The sequence below is a fragment of the Candidatus Pelagibacter sp. Uisw_130 genome (assembly GCF_047722505.1).
Lineage (GTDB): Bacteria > Pseudomonadota > Alphaproteobacteria > Pelagibacterales > Pelagibacteraceae > Pelagibacter.
Window position 1 is genome coordinate 98,310 of the sequence record NZ_CP159814.1, and the last position, 22,844, is coordinate 121,153.

Sequence of the window (22,844 nt, forward strand, 5' to 3'; positions counted from 1 at the left end):
AGATCACACGGGATTAAAAAAAAGACAATGGATTTTTCTGTTTTATACACATCTTTTTTTAAAATCTATATATGATTACTTATGGTTGAATTGAATAAAAAATATCATATCGGAGTTAAAAAGTTTGGCTTTGTAAATTGGGTTGGCTTTAAAAGTCTATGGCTTAAAGAGTGCAATAGGTTCATGGTAGTTTGGCAACAAACATTGCTATCTCCACTTGTATCAAGTTTATTATTTTTATCAGTTTTATCCCTAGCTTTAGGCAATAATAGAGGGGATGTACTTGGTTATTCTTTTATAAGTTTTTTAGCACCTGGCTTAATTGCAATGAGTATTTTGGGTCAATCATTCAGTCATTCAGTTTCTTCATTAATGATTGGAAAAATTCAAGGAAACATTGTTGATATGCTCTATGCACCATTATCAGCACTTGAAGTTTCAATGGCAATAATACTAGCAGCCTTAACAAGAAGTTTTTTAATAGCTACAATTTCAATAGGTGTTTTCTCTCTAATAGTTGAAATACCAATATATAACATTTTACATATTTTTGTCTTTGGGTTTTTGGGTGCATTTATACTTGGAAGTCTTGGTTTTATAACTGGTCTTTGGGCTGAAAAGTTTGATCATACGGCAACTGTAACAAATTTTATAATAACCCCATTAAGTTTTTTATCTGGAGTATTTTATTCAATAGATAAACTTCCACAATTTTTTCAAACGATAAGTCATATTAATCCATTTTTTTATATGATTGATGGTTTTAGATATGGCTTTTTAGGTAAGTCAGATGGTTCAATAAATATAGGATTGATATATTTATCAATACTAAGTGTTTTAATTTGGTATGTGGCTTTTCTTCTTTACAAAAAAGGTTATAAAATTAAATCTTAGTTAATGAGCGCTTTAGCAAAAAATTATAATAGAAGAAAAATCTCTTTTAAATATGGTAAGGGAAGTTTTTTATATTCTACTAATGGAAAAAAATATTTAGACTTTGTTCAGGGAATAGCAGTTAATTCCTTGGGGCATTCAAATCCTTATTTAATAAAAGCAGTTAATAAACAATCTAGAAAACTTTGGCACGTTTCTAATGCGTTTATCATTCCAGAGGGAGAAAAATTAGCCAAAAGATTAGCCAAAAAAACTTTTGCAGATTTTATTATTTTTCAAAATAGCGGAGCAGAAGCTACAGAGGCTGCAATTAAAGCTGCTAGAAGATATTTTTATTCAATAGGACAACATTCAAAGAATAGAATTCTTTGTGTTAAAAATTCATTTCATGGAAGAACGTTAGCTACAATTTATGCCAGTGGATCAAAGAAGATGACGGAGGGTTTTGGACCAAAAGTCGATGGATTTGACCATTTTGAATTTGGAAATCATAAAGATTTTAAAAAAAAAATAACAAAAAAAACGGCTGCTATTATGGTTGAAACTGTGATGGGAGAAGGAGGAATTAAAGCTATACCCAATTGGTGTCTAAAAGAATTGAGAAAAATTTGTGATAAGAAAAAAATTTTATTAATTTTAGATGAAGTCCAGTGTGGAATTGGCAGAAGTGGAAATTTTTTTGCATTTGAAAATTCGAAGATTAAGCCTGATATTGTCCCAATAGCAAAAGGCATTGGTGGGGGTTTTCCACTAGGTGCGGTCTTAATGAATAAAAAAGTAGCATCAGGAATGACAGCTGGAACTCATGGATCAACGTTTGGTGGTAATCCACTAGCTATGTCTGTTGGAAATGCTGTTTTAGATCAAATATTAAAAAAAGGATTTCTTTTAAATGTTAAGAAATTATCAAAATACTTTCATTCTGAATTAAATAAATTAAGAAAGGAATTTCCTAAAGTAATCAAAGAAGTTAGAGGTGTTGGTTTACTAATAGGACTACAACTTCATAATGATCAAACAAAATTTATACAGAAACTAATGGATAATAAATTATTAACGATAAGAGCGGCTGAAAATGTTATTAGATTATTACCTCCTCTAAATGTAAAAAAAGAAGAAATAAATATAGCAATAAATGTTATTAAAAAAGTCTGCTCTACTTATAAATAAAAATGAAACATTTCATCAACCTTAAAGACATACCTTCAGCAGACCTTAGGAAGATCATCACTGATGCCAAAAAAAGAAAACAAAAAAGAAAAAATTATAACACTCTAGAAGTTGATAAAGACAAACCTTTAAAAGGTAAATTGCTTATTCAAATGTTTGAAAAGGCAAGTTTGAGAACTCGATTAAGTTTTTATCTTGCAATAAAACAGTTGGGTGGAGGAACTATAACTCTTAGAGCTAATGAATTGCACCTAGGAAAAGGTGGAGAAAGTCTAGCAGATACAGCCAAAATCTTATCAACTTATGGAGACGGTTTTATGCTGAGAACTGATAGTGATAAAAAAATAGCAGAATTTAGTAAATATTTAAAGATACCCGTAATAAATGGTTTAAGCCCATCATCTCATCCAACTCAAGTGTTATCAGATATTTTTACAGTTGAGGAAATTAAAAAAAAATCTATTTCTAAATTAAATATTTGTTGGATTGGAGATTCAAATAATGTTCTGAATAGCTTGATTGCTGCTTCAGTTAAATTTTCTTTTAACTTAAATATTGGTTGTCCTAAGAATTACGAGCCTAAGAAACTTATATTAGATCGGATTAAAAAAAGTAAAAGAAAAATTCATATTTTTAATGATGCAAGAAAAGCAGTTAAAAATGCTGATGTAATCTTTTCAGATAAAGTAATCTCATTGAATGATAGAGTTAATAAAAATAAAAAAATTAAAGATTTTAGAAACTTCCAAATTAATACAAAATTGATGAGTTTTGCTAAAAAAGACACAACTTTTTTACACTGCCTCCCAAGGGGAGGGGAGGTTACTGGAGACGTTTTTTTAGGAAAAAATTCTGAAGTATGGTTGCAAGCTCTGAATAGAGTGCATATTCAAAAAAGTATTTTATTGTATTGTTTTGGGAAATTAAGGTAGCTGTTTAGGGCTATCACTGCTTTGATTTAAATATTTAATTACAGAAGCTCTGTCTTTCTCTTTTCTTAATCCAGCATATGACATTTTAGTTCCCTTTAAATAAGAAGCAGGTTTTTTTAAGAATCCATTTAATTCTTCAAATGACCATTCTTTACCATATGAAGCTAAAGCTTTAGAGTACTTATAATCGTCTACTCCACCAACTGCTCTACCAACCACATTGTATAATGCAGGACCAATCTTATTTTTTCCACCTTTATTTATTGAGTGGCATGCTGCACATTTTTTAAAAATTTTTTCACCAGAAGCAACATCACCTAGCGCCATTATAGCCACAATATCTACTTTTTGTTCAACTTCAGCAACTTGAGATGTTGTAGAGGCTAGTTGCCCCTCTACTTCAACTTTATACCCAGGATTTTCTGGTTTATTTACATGAAAGACACCATCTGCAATCTTTCCTAAACCAATTACAAGTAGTACAACCATTAAAATTGCTGCAATAATTTTATTAAGCTCGAACGAATCCATATAATTATTATTATTTTGCAGATATAACATGATAATTAAAAAAATACTTAACTTTTAATTTTTAATTTTGCGTCTGTTAGACGCACAAAATAGTAAATTTATAATGGCTAAAACATTAATATTAATTCCATCAAGAATGTCGGCAAATAGATTGCCGGGTAAACCACTTTTAAAAATTAATAATTTATCAATGATTTCTCATGTTTTTAAAAAAGCACAGGAAGCAAAAATTGGCGAAGTTGTAGTAGCAACAGAAGATAAAGAAATACTTGATGATGTTGAAAAAAATGGAGGCAAAGCCATTTTAACTGGTAGCACTCACAAGACTGGTACAGATAGAATTTTCGAGGCTTATGAGAAACTCAACATCAAGGACATTGATTTCATACTAAACCTACAAGGAGATGAGCCAAATATTGACAAAAATGATATTATAAATTTAAATAACTTTATGATTAATAACAATTCTGAAATTGGAACACTAGCAGCAGAAATTAAAAGTGATAAAATGTTAAATGATCAAAATGTAGTTAAAGTTATTACGGAGTTAAAACTAGAAAAAGATAATTTTCCGAAAGCATTAGATTTTACTAGAGATAGTTTTTCAGAAAACAATCAAAATATTTATCATCATATTGGAGTTTATTCATACAAAACAAGTATATTGAAAAAATTTGTAAGTCTCGATCAAACACCAAATGAAAAGCAAAATAAATTAGAGCAGCTAAGAGCATTAGATAATAATTTGAAAATCAGTGTTGCTTTGGCAAATTTTTCTCCCATAGGTGTAGATACAAAAGAAGATTATCTGGCTATAAAAAAAATTATGGAATATAAATCATAAAAATGAGCAAAATTTATTTTCAGGGTACATTTGGTGCATATTCACATCTAGCAGCGTTAGAAATAGATCCTAAGGCAGAGGTAATTCCATGTAAAACATTTGATGAATGTTTTTTAAAAACATCTCAAGATAAAAAGTCGAGAATGGTAATTCCTGAATCAAATCGAATTACAGGAAATATTGGAATCGAATATCTTATTTTTAAGTATAGGCTGAATATTTATACTGAACATTTTCATAAAATTGAACATAATTTATTAGGACAACCAGACAGTAATTTAAGTGATATAAAAGATGTCTATTCTCACTCTCAAGGTTTATCACAATGCTCTAAATTTATTAAAAAAAATAATTTAGTCGAGCATATCCGTGCTGACACTGCTGGTTCAGCTGAGACAATTTCAAAAACTAAAATTAAAACTGAAGCAGCAATTGCCTCTTCTTTGAGTGCAGAAATTTATGACCTAAAAATACTTTCAAAAAATATTGAGAATGAAGAGGGTAATGCCACAAGGTTTTTGGTAATGGGTAATGAAGTTTTGCAGCCCGATTTTGATGAAAAGAAATACATAACCTCTTTTCTGTTTAAACTGAAAAGTAAGCCTGCAGCTCTGTATCAATCATTAGGTGGTTTTGCTATTAATGGAGTTAATCTTACAAAGCTTCAAAGTTATCCAGAACAAAATTCATTCGAGTCATACTTTTTCTTATGTGATTTAGATGGTCATATAGATGATCCAAAAGTTCAAAAATCTTTGGAAGAATTAGGACTTCATTGTCAAGATTTTCGCGTACTAGGTGTTTTTGAGGCTGATAAATTTAGAGAAAAATAGTCTAGAAACTTTTCTTGTAGATTAGAAAATATTACTGCTATAATAGTCCTGGAGGCTAGAGGTGGATGTTGCTTGAACCCGACCAGATCTTAACAGAAGCAGTCGTAGAGACAGTTTTTCAGGTTCTAGTCTCCTTATAAAAAATGAATAAAAATACTAAAGTTCTAGCCCTAAAATATAGACCTCAAACGTTCGATGATCTTATAGGCCAAGATGTCGTTGCTGAGACAATATCTAATTCAATCAAGGCGAATAAAGTACCCAATGCTTATCTTTTTACAGGGATCAGGGGAATCGGGAAAACGACAACAGCAAGAATAGTAGCCAAGTCTTTAAATTGTTCAAATGGTACTGACAATTTATGCAAGGATGAGTTATGTGATAATTGTAATGCCATTTCGAATTCAAATCATATTGATGTTTTGGAAATGGATGCAGCAAGCAAAACAGGAGTTGATGATGTTAGGGATCTTATTGAGTTTTCGAGGTATGGTCCAACTACAGCTAAATATAAGATATTTATTATTGATGAAGTGCACATGCTCAGCAAACAAGCATTCAACGCTTTATTAAAAACATTAGAAGAACCACCTGAGTATTTAAAATTTATTTTTGCAACAACTGAAATAAAAAAAATTCCAATTACAGTAGTGTCACGTTGTCAAAGATTTGATCTTTCCAGAATCAAATCATTAGAATTATTTAATTTTATAAAAGATATTAAAAACAAAGAAAATGGAAATGCATCTGACGACGCTCTTAAATTGATTGTTAAAATTTCTGAAGGGTCAGTTAGAGATGCGCTATCATTACTTGATAGAGCATTACTTACTTTAGATAAAGATAAAGAACTAGATTTAGTTTATGCGCAAAAAATATTTGGCTACTTTGATAAATCACAATTAATTACTTTATTTGAGTTAATATTTGAGGGTAAGGAAAAAGAGGTTTTGAACACTTATAGACAAATATACAATCAAGGAGTTGAACCTAAAATATTTATAAATGATTTTTTAGAATTATTATATTACTTTAAAAATGTTGAGTCTTTAAATATTGATGGAACAAATTTTTTATTAAATGACGAAGAATTTAATAAGATTAAAGAAATTTCTGAAAAAGTTAATAATGAAATTTTAATATTGTTTTGGCAATTTACAATTAAAACACTAGAAGAAATAGATATTGTCTCAAATCAACACTTGTCTATGGAAATGTTTTTAATTAGATTAATACACTTAAAAGGAATTAATAAAGTATCAAATATCAATAATGAAGAGGGATCGAATCAAAGCGAAATTATTAAGGACAATTCGCCCCTGCAAAAACAAGAAGATGACGATTTATTTGGAATAAAAGAAAGGATGGAAACGATTGGACAAATAAAAAATATTGTTCAAGAGAAAGATATCAAGATAAAAGAAAACAAAAAAACTGAACTACAAACAAAACTTATAAACTCTTTTGATGATCTATTAGAAATATGCTCTTCTAAAAAAGAAATTAAATTAAAATATGAACTAGAAAAAAATGTTAATCTTGTAGGTTTTGAAAATAAAAGAATTGAAATTTCTTTCAATGAGGATTTGGACAAAGATTTTGTTAAAGATTTGTCTTTAAAACTTTATGAGTGGACTAATGATAGGTGGATAATAACATTAAGTAAAACCAAAGGTCAGCCTTCTAAAAAAGAAGAAGAAATAAATTCAAAGAAAGAGTTAATAGAAACTATAAAAAAATCTCCAATTTATAATGATATTTTAAAAAATTTTCCTGATGCTGAACTAGTGGATGTGAAACCAAAAAATAGTGAAAGTAATAATGACTGATTTTACAAAAATTTTAGACAAAGCTAAAGAATTGGAATCTAAGATGAAAGAAAGCCAAGAGAAAATTAAAAATATTCAAGTAGAAGGGGTGTCTGGCTCTAACTCTGTAAAAGTTACACTAAATGGTGAAAATGAAATGATTAAAGTAAATTTATCTGATGAGATTATGAAAGAAGATAAGGTTATAATAGAAGACTTAATTGTAGCAGCTCACAATAATGCAAAATCTGAACTAAAGTCCAAGACATCTGAGGAAATTTCAAAATCCACAAGCGGATTTGGTATTCCTGGATTTAAATGGCCACTTTAATTGCATGCAAAATATTAGCGAAATAGAAGAGTTAATTAAATTAATCGCTAAACTCCCCGGCCTAGGTCCTAAATCTGCAAAAAGAATTGTATTAAAACTTATTAATAATAGAGATGAATTAGTTAAACCAATGGCGAATACCTTGGCTCAAGTTTATAAAAATGTTATTAGATGTCAATCTTGCGGTACTTTAAAATCTAATTCATTAGGTTGTAACAACTGTGAAAATTCAAAAGAAAAATATAATAAAATATGTGTAGTAGAAGACATTGCAGATCAATGGTCAATTGAAAATTCAAATATTTATAAAGGCTACTTTCATATTCTTGGTGGAACCATTTCTTCTGCTGGTCAGAGAAAAGAAGATCTTTTGATTAATTCATTAGTAGAAAGAGTTTTAAGAGAGAATATTGAAGAAGTTATATTGGCAACAAGTGCAACAGTTGAAGGTCAAACTACAGCTTATTACATAGAGGATAGTTTAAAAAAAACTAACACTAAGGTTACAAAACTTGCACAAGGACTACCCGTTGGCGGTGAAATAGAAAGTCTCGATGATGGAACTTTATATTCAGCTTTTAAAAATAGAACTAGAATTAAAACTAATTCTGACTAGATTTTTTTAATAATCGATTTTGATGTAGCAAAGGTTCTGTGTAACCAGAAGGTTGCTCTTTACCTTTAAAGATTAAATCACAAGCTGTCTTAAAAGCAATTGATTGTTCAAAATTTTCAGACATCATCTCGTAGCTTCCTCTTCCAGAGCGAGTATATGCACCATCATTTTTATTTTGATCATCAACAATTTTTGCCATTTTTTTCATCACTTCCATAACTTGTGATTTTGTACAAATATCGTGATGTATCCAATTAGCTATATGTTGAGAAGAAATTCTTAAAGTGGCTCTATCTTCCATCAAACCAACATTGTTAATATCAGGTACTTTTGAACAACCAACTCCATGATCTATCCATCTTACGACATAACCTAAAAGAGTTTGTGCAGAATTGGAAATTTCAGAGTTAATTTCTTCCATTGACCAGTTTGGCCTATCTGCCACAGGAATTGTTAACAAGTCATCCAGTTTTGCGGATTCTCTTTTTTGAATTTCTTTTTGTTTCTCAAAAATATTTATTTCATGATAATGAAGGGCATGAAGAGCTGCCGCTGTAGGTGAGGGAACCCAAGCACAATTTGCACCAGCATTTAGATGACCAGTTTTTTGTTGCATCATCTCATTCATTTTGTCAGGCATAGCCCACATTCCTTTGCCAATTTGAGCCCTACCAGAAAGACCACATTGAAGACCGATATCTACATTATTGTTTTCATAAGCATTAATCCATTTTGAAGATTTCATATCTCCTTTCTTTATCATTGGACCGGCTTCCATAGAGGTATGCATTTCATCACCTGTTCTATCTAAAAAACCTGTATTAATAAAAAATACTCTATTTTGAAGTGTTCTAATACACTCTTTTAAATTAGAAGAGGTTCTTCTCTCTTCATCCATAATTCCAATTTTACATGTATATTTTTCCAAACCTAAAACTTCTTCCACTTTAGTAAAAATTAAATCTGTAAATGAAGTTTCATCAGGACCATGCATTTTTGGTTTAACAATATAAATAGAGCCACTTCTAGAATTACTCTTTTTTTTAATATCATGAAGGCAAGCCACTGAAGTTATGAAGGCATCCATAATACCTTCTGGTATTTCAGAACCATCTTTTAAGGTGATTGCTGAATTAGTCATAAGGTGTCCAACATTTCTTATCAATAACAAACTTCTTCCATGTAATTTTAATCCTTTTCCATCTTTAGAAACATAACTTCTGTCAGGATTTAATTTACGCTCATAAGTCTTTCCATTTTTTTCAAAAGTTGATTTCAAATCACCCTTCATTAGTCCAAGCCAATTACGATAACAAATAATTTTGTCATCAGCATCAACCGCAGCAACACTATCTTCGTTATCACAAATAGTTGAAACTGCTGCTTCAACAATAATATCACTAATTTTAGCAGGATCTTGTTGAGCACTAAAAGCATTTGGATCTATAATTATTTCTATATGAAGATTATTATTTTTTAAAATTATTGCTGAAGGATCATTAGCCTCCCCTCTATGACCGATAAATTTATCTTTATTTTTTAGAGATGTTTCAGCACTACCTTTTAATATTGTTAAAGAACCATTATTAATTTTTAAACTAGTAATATTATGCCATTCAAAATTTTCTAGAGGAAAATATTTTACCAAAAAGTCTCTTCCATATTTTATAACCATTTCCCCTCTCAAAGGATCATATCTCTGAGAGGCACTATCTTCAGATTGTTCAATTATATCTGTGCCATACAAACTGTCATATAAACTCATCCATCTAGCATTAGCAGCATTCAGCGCATATCTTTCATTCAAGATTGGAACTACTAATTGTGGTCCAGCAATACTAGTTATTTCTTCATCAACGTTATTTGTTTGAATTTTAAAATCTGGACCTAATTCTTTTAGATAGCCAATTTCTTTTAAAAATTTTTTATATTCTTCTAGGTTTGTTTCATTGCCTTTATTAGCAATGTGCCAATTGTCTATTTTTTTTTGTAAATCTTCTCTTATTTTTAATAGTTCTTTATTTTTTGGAGCTAACTCATGAATAGCTTTATCAAAACCAGTCCAAAATTTTTCAGAGCTAATATTTGTATCTTTAAGTAGTTCAGTGTTAATAAAATCTAATAATTTATTTGAAACTGATAAATTGTTTATTTTAGTATATTTTTCTTTCATAGCACCCAATCAATTACCCCATCTGTATTTTTGCCTGAGAGTTTTGCTCCATCGGCGAGATTAAATCTCTTTCCAGAGTGTTATGTTTTTTTATCGGTCCTTTTGCCTGAGAGTTTCCGGGGTGGTTGCTCCTTCGGCGCTATCATATAGTCTCTCCCGATAGTAAAAATGAGACTACTTGTTAAAAAAATTATGTCAAATACAAATTAATTTAAACATTTTATTGCCTTTTTTGTTATTTAATCAATAATTAAAATACTCACATGAAAAATTATTTAAATTTTGAAACTGATATTAAAAACTTAGAAAGTGAAGTAGAAAAATTAAAAGACCCTTATAATCAAGATGGACTTTCAGAAGTGGACACTAAGAAGATTTCAGAATCTCAAAAAGAAATAGATATAAAGTTACAAGAAATTTATTCCAATCTAGATCCATGGCAAACAACTTTAGTTGCCAGACATGAGGACAGACCTAAAGCAAAATTTTTTATAGATAATTTATTTGAGGATTTTATTCCTCTTTCAGGAGATAGGTTTTATGGAGAAGATAAGTCAGTTTTAGCTGGATTTGCAAAATTTAATGAAAAGTCAGTCTTGGTTATAGGTCAAGAAAAAGGTGACAGCCTTGAAACTAGAATAGAAAGAAATTTTGGCATGATGAGGCCTGAAGGTTATAGAAAAACGATTAGGTTAATGAATCTTGCAAACAAATTTAATATTCCAATAATTTCACTTATAGACACACCTGGTGCTTACCCTGGTGTAGGGGCGGAAGAGAGAGGGCAAGCAGAGGCAATTGCAAAATCAATAGAGTGCTGCATGTCATTAAATGTCCCAACACTTGCGATTGTAATTGGAGAAGGTGGCTCAGGTGGAGCAATAGCACTGGCCTCATCTAATAAAGTTATTATGTTAGAAAATGCGATCTATTCAGTAATCTCTCCTGAAGGATGTGCTACGATTTTGTGGAGAGATCCCAAAAGAACTCTGGAAGCAGCAAAGGCAATGAAATTATCATCTAAAGATCTTTTAGAGCTAAAAGTAATTGATGAAATTATTCCAGAGCCTGTTGGCGGTGCTCATAGAGATAGAGATTTAGTTTTAGAAAATGTTAGAAGATCAATCGAAAATAATTTAAATGAATTTGAAAATATGAGTGGAGAAGAGGTATTTAATCATAGGAAAAATAAATTTTTAATTATTGGAAGAACTAAAGGGTTTATTAATCAACTAGATGACTTAAGCACACTAAGCATGAAGAATAATAAAATTAATTCATTTATTGAAAAATTTTTTAAATCTAAAATTAATTTAGCAATAACAGCTACTGCACTAGTTCTTTTATCTTATTTTATTTTCTTTTTATAAAGCGCCACAGCAATTTTTAAACTTTTTACCTGTAGCTTCACATTTTTCATTTCTAGAGAGTTTTTCATCTTTTTTTTGAATCAACAAACATCTAGGGTCATTGGATATTTCTTTTTTAATTGTTTTAGAATTATCTTCACTTAGTTCTTGAACAATTTTTAAATTAATTAAAATTGTAACAAAATCAATTTTTAACTTATTCAATAAATTTTCAAAAAGATAAAACGCTTCTTTTTTATATTCAACTAATGGATCTCTTTGACCATAAGACCTCAGTCCAATCACTTGCCTTAATTGTTCAAGATATTGAATATGAGATTTCCAATTTAAATCAATACACTGAAGTAAAATTCTTTTCTCAATTTCTTTAGCTTTTTCTTCATTCAACATATTAATTCTTTCATTCCTAGCTTCTATAAATTTAGAATTAATTTTTTCTTTAAAATCTTGATCATTTAAATCGATTAGACTTTTAAACTCGTCATCATTGACACTTTTGCCAGCTAAAATTTTTAGTTGATTGTTAAATTCATTATTTTTGGTTTTTGACACTTTTTGAGATTTTAAACTTATTAAATGACCTATGATTTCTGACAAAAACTCATCTGAATAATCAAAAACTTTTTCAGTATTCATGACATTATTTCTTTGAGAAAAAATTACATGTCTTTGGTCATTTAAAACATCGTCAAACTTCAGTAAGTTTTTTCTAATATCAAAATTTCTTGCCTCAACTTTCTGTTGTGCTCTCTCAAGTGCTTTGTTTATCCATGGATGGTCAATACTTTCACCATCTTTTAACCCAAGTTTCTGAAGTATATTATTCATTGACTCAGAACCAAAAATTCTCATTAAATCATCTTCTAAGCTAACATAAAAAATTGAGCTTCCCTCATCACCCTGTCGCCCAGCTCTTCCTCTTGCTTGATTATCAACTCTTCTAGACTCCATTCTTTCAGTACCAATTACAAATAACCCACCTAATGCTTTTATCTTATTCTTATTTGCTAGCAGCTCCTCATCAGGCTGACTTCCTCTTTTTCCACCCAATTGAATGTCAACACCACGTCCTGAAATACTTGTAGTGATTATAACCGAGTTCACTTTTCCTGCATTTGCAATAATTTCTGCTTCATTTTCATGATTTTTTGCATTTAACACTACATGGTTTACTTTTTTTTCATTTAATAATTTAGAATAAATTTCAGATTTATTAATGCTTGATGTAAAAACTAAAATTGGCTGACCTAGTTTATGACATTCAAGAATATTATCTATGATTGCTTTATTTTTCTCTAATTCTGTTCTAAAGATTTTATCATTCCAATCTTTTCTAATCATCTTTTTATTTGTTGGGATAACTACCACTATCAAACTATATATTTCATAAAATTCTTGGGATTCAGTTGCAGCTGTTCCAGTGCATCCTGAAATTTTATCGTAAAGTTTAAAATAGTTTTGATAAGTTATTGATGCAAGGGTTTGGTTTTCAGCTTGTACGTCTATTCTTTCTTTTGCCTCAAGAGCTTGGTGAAGGCCATCACCATATCGTCTTCCTTCTAAAATTCTACCTGTCAACTCATCAATAATTTTTAAAGAACCATCTTTAACAATATAATCTCTTCCTTTTTCAAATAAATGATTCGCTTTTAAAGATTGATTTACATGATGTACTAGGCTTAAATTTTCTGGGTCATAAAAGTTATTATTTTTCAATATTCCCGCATCAGAAAATATTTTTTCTACATTGTTTATTCCTTCATTTGTAAGCAATATATTCTTATCTTTTTCATCAATTTCATAATGCTCTGGTATTAACATTCTGACCAATTTATCAACAGCAAGATATTGTTCGGTTTTATCTTCTGCAGCACCAGAAATTACTAGTGGCGTTCTAGCCTCGTCAATTAAGCAAGAGTCTATTTCATCAACAATTGTATACACGTGACCTCTTTGAACCATTTGTTCTTTAGAGAATTTCATATTGTCTCTTAAATAATCAAAACCTAACTCGCTGTTTGTTGCGTAAGTAATATCAAAATTATAATTTTTCTTTCTTTGATTGTCGTCTTGGTCATTATTAATATAGCCAGATGTTAGTCCTAGAAACCGATAAATCTCTCCCATTTCTTGAGAATCTCTTTTTGCCAAATAATCATTCACAGTAACAATATGAACACCCTTGCCATGTAAAGCATTTAGATAGGCTGCTAAACTTATGGTTAATGTTTTACCTTCACCAGTTCTCATCTCTGCAATTTTTCCCTCATGAAGCACAACACCACCAATTATTTGCACATCGTAATGTCTTTCATTTCGTGTTCTTTTAGATGCCTCACGCACAAGAGCAAAAGCTTCAGGTAATAAACTATCCATATCAGCGCCAGCACTAAGTTTTTCTTTGAGTTCTGTTGTTTTTTTGGGAAAGTCTTCATTGGCAATGTCTTTAATTGCGCTTTCAAAGGAATTAACTTTTTCAACAATCTTAGCAATTTTATCAAGCTCTTTTTGATTGCTGGATTTTATGAATTTTGAGATAAAATTTAAAGGATTAAGCATTTGATTTTTTGATATATAATTAATTATAACTTTTAATATAAGTATTAAATAAATATTTTAAATAGATGCCAATAAATCTAGAAAACTTTATAAACTCGTATGGTTTAAAGTCAAAAATGCAAGACTTTCAAGACCTAGATCATATAGATGGAGTTTCAATTTCGACTATCTGTGCAAATTTATATAGCAAGCCAAGAGATGATCTTGTTATGTTTTATTTTAGAGATGGGGCAAACTACGCTTCTGTGTACACTCAATCAAAAATAGTCTCAGAAAATATAAAATGGAACCTAAATATAAAAAGCAAAAAAATAAGATCTCTCATCATCAATACAAGAAATGCAAATGCATTCACAGGACCGGAAGGCTATGAGGCACTCAGAGATATAGCGGGTGATTTATCAATTCAACTATCCAAAAAACAAAATGAAGACGAGAATCATCCAAAGAAAATATTAGAAAGTGAAATACTTTTTGGTTGTACGGGTACAATTGGTGAAAAATATCCTAGAGAAAAAATAAAAAAAAATATTCCAGAATTAATAAAAAAAATTAAGTATACACAAAACAAACTAATTTGGTTGAAGGCAGCTTTAGGGATAATGACAACAGATTTAAAACCAAAACTTGCCATGGAAGAGTGTGAAATTGGAAATGAAAAAGTTAAAATCTATGGAATTGCAAAGGGATCAGGGATGATTTTCCCCAATATGGCAACAACTTTAGGTTACATATTTACAGATGCGGATCTTTCAAATGCTGTTTTAAGCAAACTACTCAAAAAAAATATTGATACAACATTCAATGCAATTACTTGTGATGGTGATACTAGCACTAACGATATGGTCTCAATTTTTTCAACAGGTAAAGTTAAAAACACTACAATCAAAAATATTAACGATAAAAAAATAAAATTTTTTGATCGAGCTTTGCATTCTGTGTTATTGAATTTATCTAAAAGAATAGTTGCAGATGGAGAGGGTGCCACTAAATTTATAACCGTGAACGTTATTAAATCCAAAAACGAAAAAGATGCAAAAAAAATAGCTTTTTCTATTGCGAATTCAAATCTTGTTAAAACTGCTATCGCTGGTGAAGATCCAAATTGGGGAAGAGTAATAATGGCCATCGGTAAATCTGGTGTAAATATAAATTTAGATAAATTATCAATTAATTTTGGTAATATAAAAATTATAGAAAAAGGAAAAATCTTTAAAGATTACAATGAGAGTGAGGTTGCAAATTATATGAAAGATAAAGCAATAGGTATCTCAATAAATTTAAATTTAGGCACTAAAAACTTTACAGCTTACACCATGGATTTAACTAAAAAATATATAGAAATTAATGCAGATTATAGAAGCTGACTTAATACTAAATAAAAAATTAATTATTAATTATAATTTATGATCAAATACAAACTCATTTGTCAAGATTGTGAGATAACTTTTGATAGCTGGTTTTCAACCTCAAGAGAGTATGAAAAGCTAAAAAAGAAAAAGTTTCTTAATTGTCATATGTGTAATTCGTTAAATGTTGAAAAAACCTTAATGTCTCCTAGCATTTTTAAGTCAAAGGAAAATATTAAAGTCGATGTCTCAAGTCAAAAATATAAGGAGATAAAAAAAACAATATCGAAATATCAAGAATTTATAAAAAAAAATTTTGATTATGTGGGAGAAAATTTTGCTTATGAGGCAAGATCTATACACTATAAAAATAAAAAACCGCCTAAGGGAATTTATGGCACAGCAACCAAAGAAGACCTTAAAGAGCTAAAAGAAGAAGGTGTAGAGGTCGAAATAATTCCCTGGGTAAAAGATAATACTAATTAAATTTTTACAAATTTAACAATATAATTAACTGAAGTATCTCCACTTATTTTCCAACTGTTGTCTAATATATTAAATTTCATGCCATCTAACTTCTTTAGAGATAAATTATTTTTTTTAGAAATACTTATTAGATCTTCAGGCTTAACAAATTTCTCCCATTCATGAGTCCCAATAGGAAGCCATTTTAAAACATATTCAGCCCCAATAATTGCAAAAACGTAGGACTTTAATGTTTTGTTTAAAGTGGCAAAAAACATAATGCCATTCTTTTTTAATAACTTTGAACTCTCTTTAATAAAAAAATCTATATCGTTAACGTGTTCAACTATTTCCATATTTAAAACCACATCAAATTTTGTTTTAGTTTTCAGTTTCTCTGGAGAAGCGACTTTATAATCTATTTTAAGCTTATTTTTTTTTGCATGAAATTTTGCAACCTCTATATTTTTTTTTGAAGCATCAATCCCAACCACATTAGCTCCTAGTCTACACATGGGCTCAGATAACAAGCCACCACCACATCCAATATCTAATATTTTGATATTTTTCAGTGGCTTACTAGAAAGTTTAATATTAAAATCTTTAAGTATATTTTCTTTTATATATTTAATTCTTATAGGATTAAAATTATGCAATGGTTTGAATTTACCATTAGGATCCCACCATTCTTCAGCGATTTTAGAAAACTTCTCAATTTCTTTTTTATTTATTGAATTCATAATAGATGACTTGTGGACATAACAATTAAGATGTATTTTATCAAATATAAATTACAAAATTATCAATGAAAACTGTAGTATTAAAGTTTGGTGGAACTTCTGTTGGAAGCATAGATAGAATAAAGAACGTAGCAAAAATTATTTCTTCTTATAAAAAGAAGAAAATGGGTGTTATTGTGGTTTCTTCTGCGATAAGTGGCACAACTAATGAGTTAATAAAAAAAACAAAAGAATTAAGTAATAGCTTTGATACAGCAGAATATGATGTTTTATTAGCAACAGGAGAGCAAGCAACTTGTGCATTAATTGCTGGTAGACTAAAACATCTTGGTTTTAAAGCTAGATCATGGATGTCGTGGCAGCTACCAATCATTACAGAAGGATCTTATAGTTCTTCAAGAATTATCAAAATTAATAAAGGAAAAATACTTAGTTTCATGAAATTAGGTGGAATACCTATCATAACTGGTTTTCAAGGCGTTAACTTGGAAAATAGGATTACAACACTAGGAAGAGGTGGAACTGATGCATCAGCAATAATGCTGGCAAAATTTTTTAATACTGATGCGTGTGATATATACACTGATGTAGATGGCGTTTATACTACAGATCCAAGAGATCATTCAAAAGCTAAAAAAATCCATAAAATTTCCTACGATGAAATGTTAGAGATGGCTTCGTTAGGTGCAAAGGTTATGCAGCCTACTTCTGTACAAGATGCAAAACTAAATAACATTGATTTTTCAGTTAAATCTTCATTTCAAAAAAAAAAAGGCACATTAATAACTGGTGCAAAAAAAACCTTTAGTAATCAAATAATAACTGGAATAACTTCTACAAAAAATGATTCTAAAGTTACAATTGTAGGTGTTAAGGACAGGCCAGGAGTAGCAGCTGCTGTTTTTAAACCATTATCACTTAATCAAATTAATGTTGATATGGTAGTTCAAAATATTTCTTTAAATGGAAAAGAAACAGATTTAACTTTTACAATTAAATATGAGGATGTAAAAAAAACAGAAAAAATAATTAAAAAAAATAAAAAAATTTCATTTAGAAAATTTACATATGATAATAATGTTTCGAAAGTATCCATTATTGGTGTTGGTATGATTACAACACCAGGAATTACTTATAGAATGTTCCAAGCATTGGCTTCAAAAAAGATTAACATAATGGTTATTTCAACTTCTGAAATTAAAATTTCAGTTTTAATTTCAAATAAACAGATAAAAAAAGCAGTAGCAGTGCTCCACAAAGAGTTTAAGTTAGATTAAATTATGAGCTTAAGACCATTCAGAGACATTCATAGAAAAAAAACAAAAGTTATAAATGTTGGTGATGTAAAAATAGGTGGAGACAATCCCATTTCTGTCCAATCTATGACCAACACCTTAACAACTGATATTCAGGCCACAATAAAACAAATTAATGATATTCATGAAGAGGGTGCTGATCTAGTTAGGGTTTCATGCCCAGACGAAGAGTCCTCATTAGCCCTTAAAGAGATTACAAAGCATGTATCCGTTCCAATAATTGCTGATATTCATTTTCATTATAAAAGAGCAATAGAAGCGGCTGAAAATGGAGCAAAATGTTTAAGAATTAATCCAGGCAACATAGGGGATAAATTAAAAATACATGACGTGCTTAGTGCTGCTAAAAATAACGATTGCTCTATTAGAATAGGTGTTAACGCTGGCTCTCTTGAAAAAGATATTTTAGAAAAATATAAGGAACCATGTCCAGAAGCTTTAGTTGAAAGTGCAAAGAGAAATATTAAGATTTTGGAAGATCAAGATTTTTTTAATTTTAAGATAAGTGTAAAATCTTCAGATATATTTTTATCTATTGCAGCGTATCGTCAACTATCAAAAGTTACAGATTATCCACTACACCTAGGGATCACAGAAGCTGGAAGCTTCGTATCAGGCAGCATCAAGTCATCAATAGGTCTTGGCTCACTTTTAATGGATGGAATAGGAGACACTATAAGAATTTCTTTGTCTGATGATCCTGTCAAAGAAATTAAAATCGGTAATGAAATCTTAAAGTCACTTAACTTAAGAAATAGAGGTGTAAAGATTATATCTTGTCCATCATGTGCAAGACAAGCATTTCAAGTAATTGATACAGTAAAAACATTAGAAGATAAACTTTCTCACATTAAAACTCCTTTAACATTATCGATTATTGGCTGTGTAGTTAATGGACCAGGAGAAGCAGCAATGACGGATATAGGAATAACTGGAGGTGGTAAGGGTAACAATATGCTTTATTTATCTGGTATTCAAAGTGAAAAAGTTTTATCAGAAGACATAATATCAAGAGTTGTAAGTGAAGTTGAAAAAAAAGCTGCTGAACTTGATAAAAAATTATAAATACAATGATACCTCTAAAAACTATTGAAGATTTAATATCTAAACACTCTATTTTGGAGAAAGAATTATCATTAGGTGAAGTGGATAAAAAACTTTTTGCTGAAAAATCAAAAGAATACTCTGATTTAAACGAGGTAATTGATGATGCTAGAAAATATTTTTCTTATGAGGGAGAAAAAAAAGATCTAGAGAAAATATTAAGCGACTCTAGTAGTGATAATGAATTTAAAGAAATGGCTGAAGTAGAATTAAATGATTTAAAATTAGAAAACGAATCCATAGAAAAAAAATTAAAACTATTTTTATTACCAAAAGATGAAGCAGATAAAAAAAATGCAATTATAGAAATTAGAGCAGGTACGGGAGGGTTAGAGGCAAGTTTATTTGCAGCAGATCTTTTTAAGATGTATGAAAAAGTTAGTCATCAAAAAAAATGGGAATTAGAATTAATAAGCATGTCCCAGAGTGAAGCAGGGGGGGTGAAAGAAGTTATCGCGTCAATTAGAGGAAAAAATATTTATTCAACATTAAAGTATGAAAGTGGAGTTCATCGTGTTCAGAGGGTTCCAGACACAGAAACTCAGGGAAGAGTTCACACTTCTGCTGCAACAGTGGCCGTACTGCCAGAAGCAGAAGAGGTTGATATAAAGATAAATGATTCAGACTTAAGAATTGATGTGTTTAGAGCTGGTGGCCCAGGTGGACAATCTGTTAATACAACGGATAGTGCTGTAAGAATTACTCATATTCCAACAGGACTATCCGTATCTCAACAAGATCAAAAATCACAACACAAAAATAAAGCAAAAGGGATGTTGATTTTAAGATCAAGACTTTATGAATTAGAAAGATCAAGAATAGAAGGTGAAAGATCGGAAGATAGAAAAAGTAAAATAGGAACAGGAGACCGTTCTGAAAGAATTAGAACATACAATTTTCCACAAGGAAGAGTAACAGACCATCGTATTAATCTGACCTTACACAAACTTGAAGCTTTTTTAGAAGGTGAAGCTTTTGATGAAATGGTAGAGAACTTAACGCTGCAAGCACAAGAAGAAAAATTGAGCAATCTTAATTAAAATGAATATAGAAAATATTATGAATGAAGGAATAAATATCCTACAAAAAAATAAGATAGCCAATCCTCAACTTGATAGTGAGATATTATTATCTAACTCGATTAAAAGAGATAAAAAACATATCATTTTAAATCCTAAAGAAATTTTGAACTCAGAACAATTAAGAAAATTTAAAAGTTTAATTGAAAGAAGAAAAAGAGGCGAACCAATTGCCTACATAATAAACAAAAAAGAGTTTTGGAGAGATGAATTTTTTGTTAATAAAGATGTGCTAATTCCAAGACCTGATAGTGAACTAATAATAGAACAACTTTTAAAAATTTATTCAAAAGATGTTCAATTACAAGTTCTTGATATTGGAACTGGATCTGGGTGCATTCTTTTATCCATACTAAAGGAGAGATCCAATTTTTATGGAACGGGTATAGATATTTCAAAAAAAAGTATAAATATAAGTAAATTCAATGCTAAACAACTAAACTTAAACAATAGAGTAAAATTTTTTCATTCTAGTGTTGACAATTTCAAAATTGGCAAATATGATCTTATTGTTTCAAATCCTCCATATATTAAACAGTTAAGTTTAAAATATTTGGAAAAAGATGTAGTTAACTTTGAGCCAAGGTTAGCTTTAAGTGGTGGGTTTGATGGTTTTTCAAAAATCAGAAAAGTAATTAATAAGGCAAGTATTCTGATTAAGAAAAATGGTAAATTTATTTTAGAGATAGGTTTTAATCAAAAAAATAAAGTTATAAAAATATTAAAAGAAGAAGGTTTTTACGTTAACAAAGCCATAAAAGATTATGGTAAAAATGATCGCTGTATAATCAGCACTAAAATTTAAATTGAAAAAAAACTATGGTAACATTTAGAAGCAATAATAATAGAAGACCTCCATTTAGAAGTAATAATAATAGAAGACCTCCATTTAGAAGTAACAATGAAGGATCAAAATTTTCTAATAACGATAATTTTCAAAGAAAAGTCCCAGGTAGAAACAATCATAATGCAGTTAAGTTAATTGAAAAATACAATGATTTAGCAAGAGAGGCTCTTGCTAATGAAGATAAAATTTTATCTGAAAACTATTTTCAACATGCTGATCATTTTACAAGAGTTCAAAATGAACAAGAAAGTCTTAGAATGGCAAGGGTTAATTCATCTCCAGTAGAAGAGGTAAAACCTGTTTCTTCAATAGATAAAGTTGAAAAGTCTTCTGAAATCGAAGTCAAAACGGACACAAAAATAACCACAGGAGCAGAAGTTAAAAAGGTTGTTAAAACAGTAGAAAAAAAGCCTGTAGATAAAAAACCTGCTTTAATTTAATTTAAACCAATAATTAGTTCTGATTTTAAAACATCTATTTTAATTCTCTTAACTTCAAAAGTTTTTCTATCTTTATCTTTAAGAATTTTTCCAGAAGGTAACTTTAATTTTTGTGAGTTAATTTTTTTTCCATTTTTAACTACCTCATAATGTAAATGTGGCCCAGTAGATTTTCCAGTTGAACCAACATATCCAATTATTTGACCTTGTTTAACTCTTACACCTTCCTTAATTCCGCCAGCAAAATTTTTCATATGAGCATAGATAGTTTCGTATGTTGAGTTGTGTTTTATCTTAACACAATTTCCACCACCACCACACCATCTAGCTCTAGTAATAACACCACTGCCTGAGGCCATGATAGGTGTACCCATGGGAGCAGCGAAATCTGTACCTTTATGCATTTTATTGTAACCGTCAATTGGATGTTTCCTCATTCCAAATGCGGAAGACAGTCTTGCTCCATTAATAGGTGTTTTCATTAATGCCTTCTCAACACTTTTTCCATTTTGATCATAGTGCCCTTCACTTCCTTTTTTATCAAAATAATATAAAGAATTATTTATTCCACTAAGTTTTAGATCTGCATAAATAATACTTCCTATTTCAAAAACTTTACCATTATCATCTTGGAACACCTCATACATGATTTGAAAGTTATCATTTTTTCTAATATCTCTTTGAAAATCAACTTGGAAACCATAAATTCTAGCAAATTCGATAATTATATTTGGTTGAACATTTAGCTCAACAGCAGTTTGATATAAACTTTGTGTAATTTTTCCTTCTTTAAAAAGAATTTTTTTATTTAAATTTGTAATAATTTTTTTTTTTTCAAAAATGTCTGTATCTAAATTTCTAGTTAGTTGAATTTTTTTAGTCCTAGATACAGGAAATAAAAAAGAAGTAATTTTTTTATTATTTGATTGATCAATAGTAAATTTTATATCAAAATTAGTTTTGAGATTACTTAAATTATAATCTGAATTTAAATATTTTTTTATTTTTAAAATTTCTTCACTTGGAATAGCGTAACTATTCAATATTTTATCAAATGTTTCACCACTAGAAATTTTATGGTCTATACTCTTATATCTAGGTGTTAAATTATCAAAAAAATGTTTAATGCTTTTTTTGAAATAAATATTATTTATTACATCTTTATAACTTTCATTAATCTCTAACTTTTTATTGTTATAAAATGTGGTACTGGCAATAGTAATGGCTAGTAATAAAAATAATAAGAAGATCTCAATATTTTTTTTTATTAATTTTGTTATTTTATTTGAACTAAATATCATATGGAATTATTAATTATTAATTTAGTAATGGCAAAAAATCAAAAAAAACCTTGTATTTGCTCGTGTATTTGCACATTTATTTAAATGCTAAATGCTTGATTTACTTTTATTTTAGCTTATAAGCAGCACACTTTCTCAATAA

Annotated in this window: 21 protein-coding genes and 1 riboswitch; of the genes, 16 read left to right on the forward strand and 5 right to left on the reverse strand. The window is 29.4% G+C overall.

Annotated elements, in window-relative coordinates; genetic code table 11:
• Nucleotides 1-81: 81 nt before the first annotated feature.
• Genes ABXT55_RS00525 through argF form a run of 3 tightly spaced genes read left to right on the forward strand, consistent with a single transcriptional unit; the run spans nt 82 to nt 2,996 of the window.
• The gene (locus ABXT55_RS00525) at nt 82-894 is read left to right on the forward strand and encodes an ABC transporter permease (RefSeq protein ID WP_415284819.1); all 813 of its coding nucleotides are present in this window, start codon (nt 82-84) and stop codon (nt 892-894) included.
• Between the two features lie 3 nt (nt 895-897).
• Complete coding sequence (locus ABXT55_RS00530; protein ID WP_415284820.1) at nt 898-2,064, forward strand: aspartate aminotransferase family protein; 1,167 nt, start codon at nt 898-900, stop codon at nt 2,062-2,064.
• Between the two features lie 2 nt (nt 2,065-2,066).
• Nucleotides 2,067-2,996, forward strand: a complete 930-nt coding sequence (argF, locus tag ABXT55_RS00535; RefSeq protein ID WP_415284821.1) for an ornithine carbamoyltransferase — start codon at nt 2,067-2,069, stop codon at nt 2,994-2,996.
• Here argF and ABXT55_RS00540 read toward each other — a convergent pair.
• Nucleotides 2,988-3,527, reverse strand: a complete 540-nt coding sequence (locus ABXT55_RS00540; RefSeq protein WP_415284822.1) for a c-type cytochrome — start codon at nt 3,525-3,527, stop codon at nt 2,988-2,990. The two genes, argF and ABXT55_RS00540, sit on opposite strands and share 9 nt — an antisense overlap.
• 103 nt (nt 3,528-3,630) lie before the next feature.
• Here ABXT55_RS00540 and kdsB point away from each other — a divergent pair, with 103 nt between their 5' ends.
• From kdsB to recR, 5 genes are all read left to right on the forward strand, one after another.
• Complete coding sequence (gene kdsB / locus ABXT55_RS00545) at nt 3,631-4,371, forward strand: 3-deoxy-manno-octulosonate cytidylyltransferase (protein WP_415284823.1); 741 nt, start codon at nt 3,631-3,633, stop codon at nt 4,369-4,371.
• 2 nt (nt 4,372-4,373) lie between these two features.
• The gene (locus tag ABXT55_RS00550) at nt 4,374-5,204 is read left to right on the forward strand and encodes a prephenate dehydratase domain-containing protein (protein WP_415284824.1); all 831 of its coding nucleotides are present in this window, start codon (nt 4,374-4,376) and stop codon (nt 5,202-5,204) included.
• 143 nt (nt 5,205-5,347) lie between these two features.
• Nucleotides 5,348-7,033 (forward strand): DNA polymerase III subunit gamma/tau, encoded by a 1,686-nt coding sequence (gene dnaX, locus ABXT55_RS00555; RefSeq protein WP_415284825.1) that lies wholly within the window; start codon nt 5,348-5,350, stop codon nt 7,031-7,033.
• Nucleotides 7,026-7,343, forward strand: coding sequence for a YbaB/EbfC family nucleoid-associated protein (locus ABXT55_RS00560; RefSeq protein ID WP_415284826.1), 318 nt, complete (start codon nt 7,026-7,028; stop codon nt 7,341-7,343). Before dnaX ends, ABXT55_RS00560 begins: the two co-directional genes overlap by 8 nt.
• Nucleotides 7,344-7,347: 4 nt before the next feature.
• On the forward strand, nt 7,348-7,959 hold the full coding sequence (gene recR, locus ABXT55_RS00565; protein WP_415284827.1) for a recombination mediator RecR: 612 nt from the start codon (nt 7,348-7,350) through the stop codon (nt 7,957-7,959).
• Here the strand turns inward: recR and ABXT55_RS00570 are convergent.
• Complete coding sequence (locus tag ABXT55_RS00570) at nt 7,946-10,141, reverse strand: malate synthase G (protein WP_415284828.1); 2,196 nt, start codon at nt 10,139-10,141, stop codon at nt 7,946-7,948. The genes recR and ABXT55_RS00570 overlap by 14 nt on opposite strands.
• A gap of 75 nt (nt 10,142-10,216) precedes the next feature.
• A riboswitch (glycine riboswitch) is annotated at nt 10,217-10,301 on the reverse strand.
• 94 nt (nt 10,302-10,395) lie between these two features.
• On the opposite strand from ABXT55_RS00570, the gene ABXT55_RS00575 reads away from it, so the two are divergent.
• The gene (locus tag ABXT55_RS00575) at nt 10,396-11,502 is read left to right on the forward strand and encodes an acetyl-CoA carboxylase carboxyltransferase subunit alpha (protein ID WP_415284829.1); all 1,107 of its coding nucleotides are present in this window, start codon (nt 10,396-10,398) and stop codon (nt 11,500-11,502) included.
• Here the strand turns inward: ABXT55_RS00575 and secA are convergent.
• A complete protein-coding gene (secA, locus tag ABXT55_RS00580) occupies nt 11,497-14,061 on the reverse strand; it encodes a preprotein translocase subunit SecA (RefSeq protein ID WP_415284830.1) in 2,565 nt (854 codons plus the stop codon). The two genes, ABXT55_RS00575 and secA, sit on opposite strands and share 6 nt — an antisense overlap.
• A gap of 65 nt (nt 14,062-14,126) precedes the next feature.
• Between secA and argJ the strand changes: the two genes are divergently transcribed.
• Both argJ and ABXT55_RS00590 read left to right on the forward strand, forming a co-directional pair.
• Nucleotides 14,127-15,428 carry a bifunctional glutamate N-acetyltransferase/amino-acid acetyltransferase ArgJ gene (gene argJ, locus ABXT55_RS00585; RefSeq protein WP_415284831.1) on the forward strand — a complete coding sequence of 434 codons (1,302 nt, stop codon included), beginning with the start codon at nt 14,127-14,129 and terminating at the stop codon, nt 15,426-15,428.
• Between the two features lie 39 nt (nt 15,429-15,467).
• A complete protein-coding gene (locus ABXT55_RS00590) occupies nt 15,468-15,896 on the forward strand; it encodes a DUF1178 family protein (RefSeq protein WP_415284832.1) in 429 nt (142 codons plus the stop codon).
• Here ABXT55_RS00590 and ubiG read toward each other — a convergent pair.
• Nucleotides 15,893-16,615, reverse strand: a complete 723-nt coding sequence (gene ubiG, locus ABXT55_RS00595; protein ID WP_415284833.1) for a bifunctional 2-polyprenyl-6-hydroxyphenol methylase/3-demethylubiquinol 3-O-methyltransferase UbiG — start codon at nt 16,613-16,615, stop codon at nt 15,893-15,895. The genes ABXT55_RS00590 and ubiG overlap by 4 nt on opposite strands.
• 65 nt (nt 16,616-16,680) lie before the next feature.
• Between ubiG and ABXT55_RS00600 the strand changes: the two genes are divergently transcribed.
• Genes ABXT55_RS00600 through ABXT55_RS00620 form a run of 5 tightly spaced genes read left to right on the forward strand, consistent with a single transcriptional unit; the run spans nt 16,681 to nt 21,401 of the window.
• Nucleotides 16,681-17,892: an aspartate kinase gene (locus tag ABXT55_RS00600; RefSeq protein WP_415284834.1), complete on the forward strand. Its 1,212-nt coding sequence runs from the start codon at nt 16,681-16,683 to the stop codon at nt 17,890-17,892.
• 3 nt (nt 17,893-17,895) lie between these two features.
• Nucleotides 17,896-18,996, forward strand: a complete 1,101-nt coding sequence (ispG, locus tag ABXT55_RS00605) for a flavodoxin-dependent (E)-4-hydroxy-3-methylbut-2-enyl-diphosphate synthase (RefSeq protein WP_415284835.1) — start codon at nt 17,896-17,898, stop codon at nt 18,994-18,996.
• Between the two features lie 5 nt (nt 18,997-19,001).
• Nucleotides 19,002-20,075 carry a peptide chain release factor 1 gene (gene prfA / locus ABXT55_RS00610; protein WP_415284836.1) on the forward strand — a complete coding sequence of 358 codons (1,074 nt, stop codon included), beginning with the start codon at nt 19,002-19,004 and terminating at the stop codon, nt 20,073-20,075.
• A gap of 1 nt (nt 20,076) precedes the next feature.
• Complete coding sequence (gene prmC, locus ABXT55_RS00615; protein ID WP_415284837.1) at nt 20,077-20,919, forward strand: peptide chain release factor N(5)-glutamine methyltransferase; 843 nt, start codon at nt 20,077-20,079, stop codon at nt 20,917-20,919.
• 14 nt (nt 20,920-20,933) lie between these two features.
• A complete protein-coding gene (locus ABXT55_RS00620) occupies nt 20,934-21,401 on the forward strand; it encodes a DUF4167 domain-containing protein (protein WP_415284838.1) in 468 nt (155 codons plus the stop codon).
• Here the strand turns inward: ABXT55_RS00620 and ABXT55_RS00625 are convergent.
• Nucleotides 21,398-22,702 (reverse strand): M23 family metallopeptidase, encoded by a 1,305-nt coding sequence (locus ABXT55_RS00625; RefSeq protein WP_415284839.1) that lies wholly within the window; start codon nt 22,700-22,702, stop codon nt 21,398-21,400. The two genes, ABXT55_RS00620 and ABXT55_RS00625, sit on opposite strands and share 4 nt — an antisense overlap.
• Between the last annotated feature and the right edge of the window lie 142 nt (nt 22,703-22,844).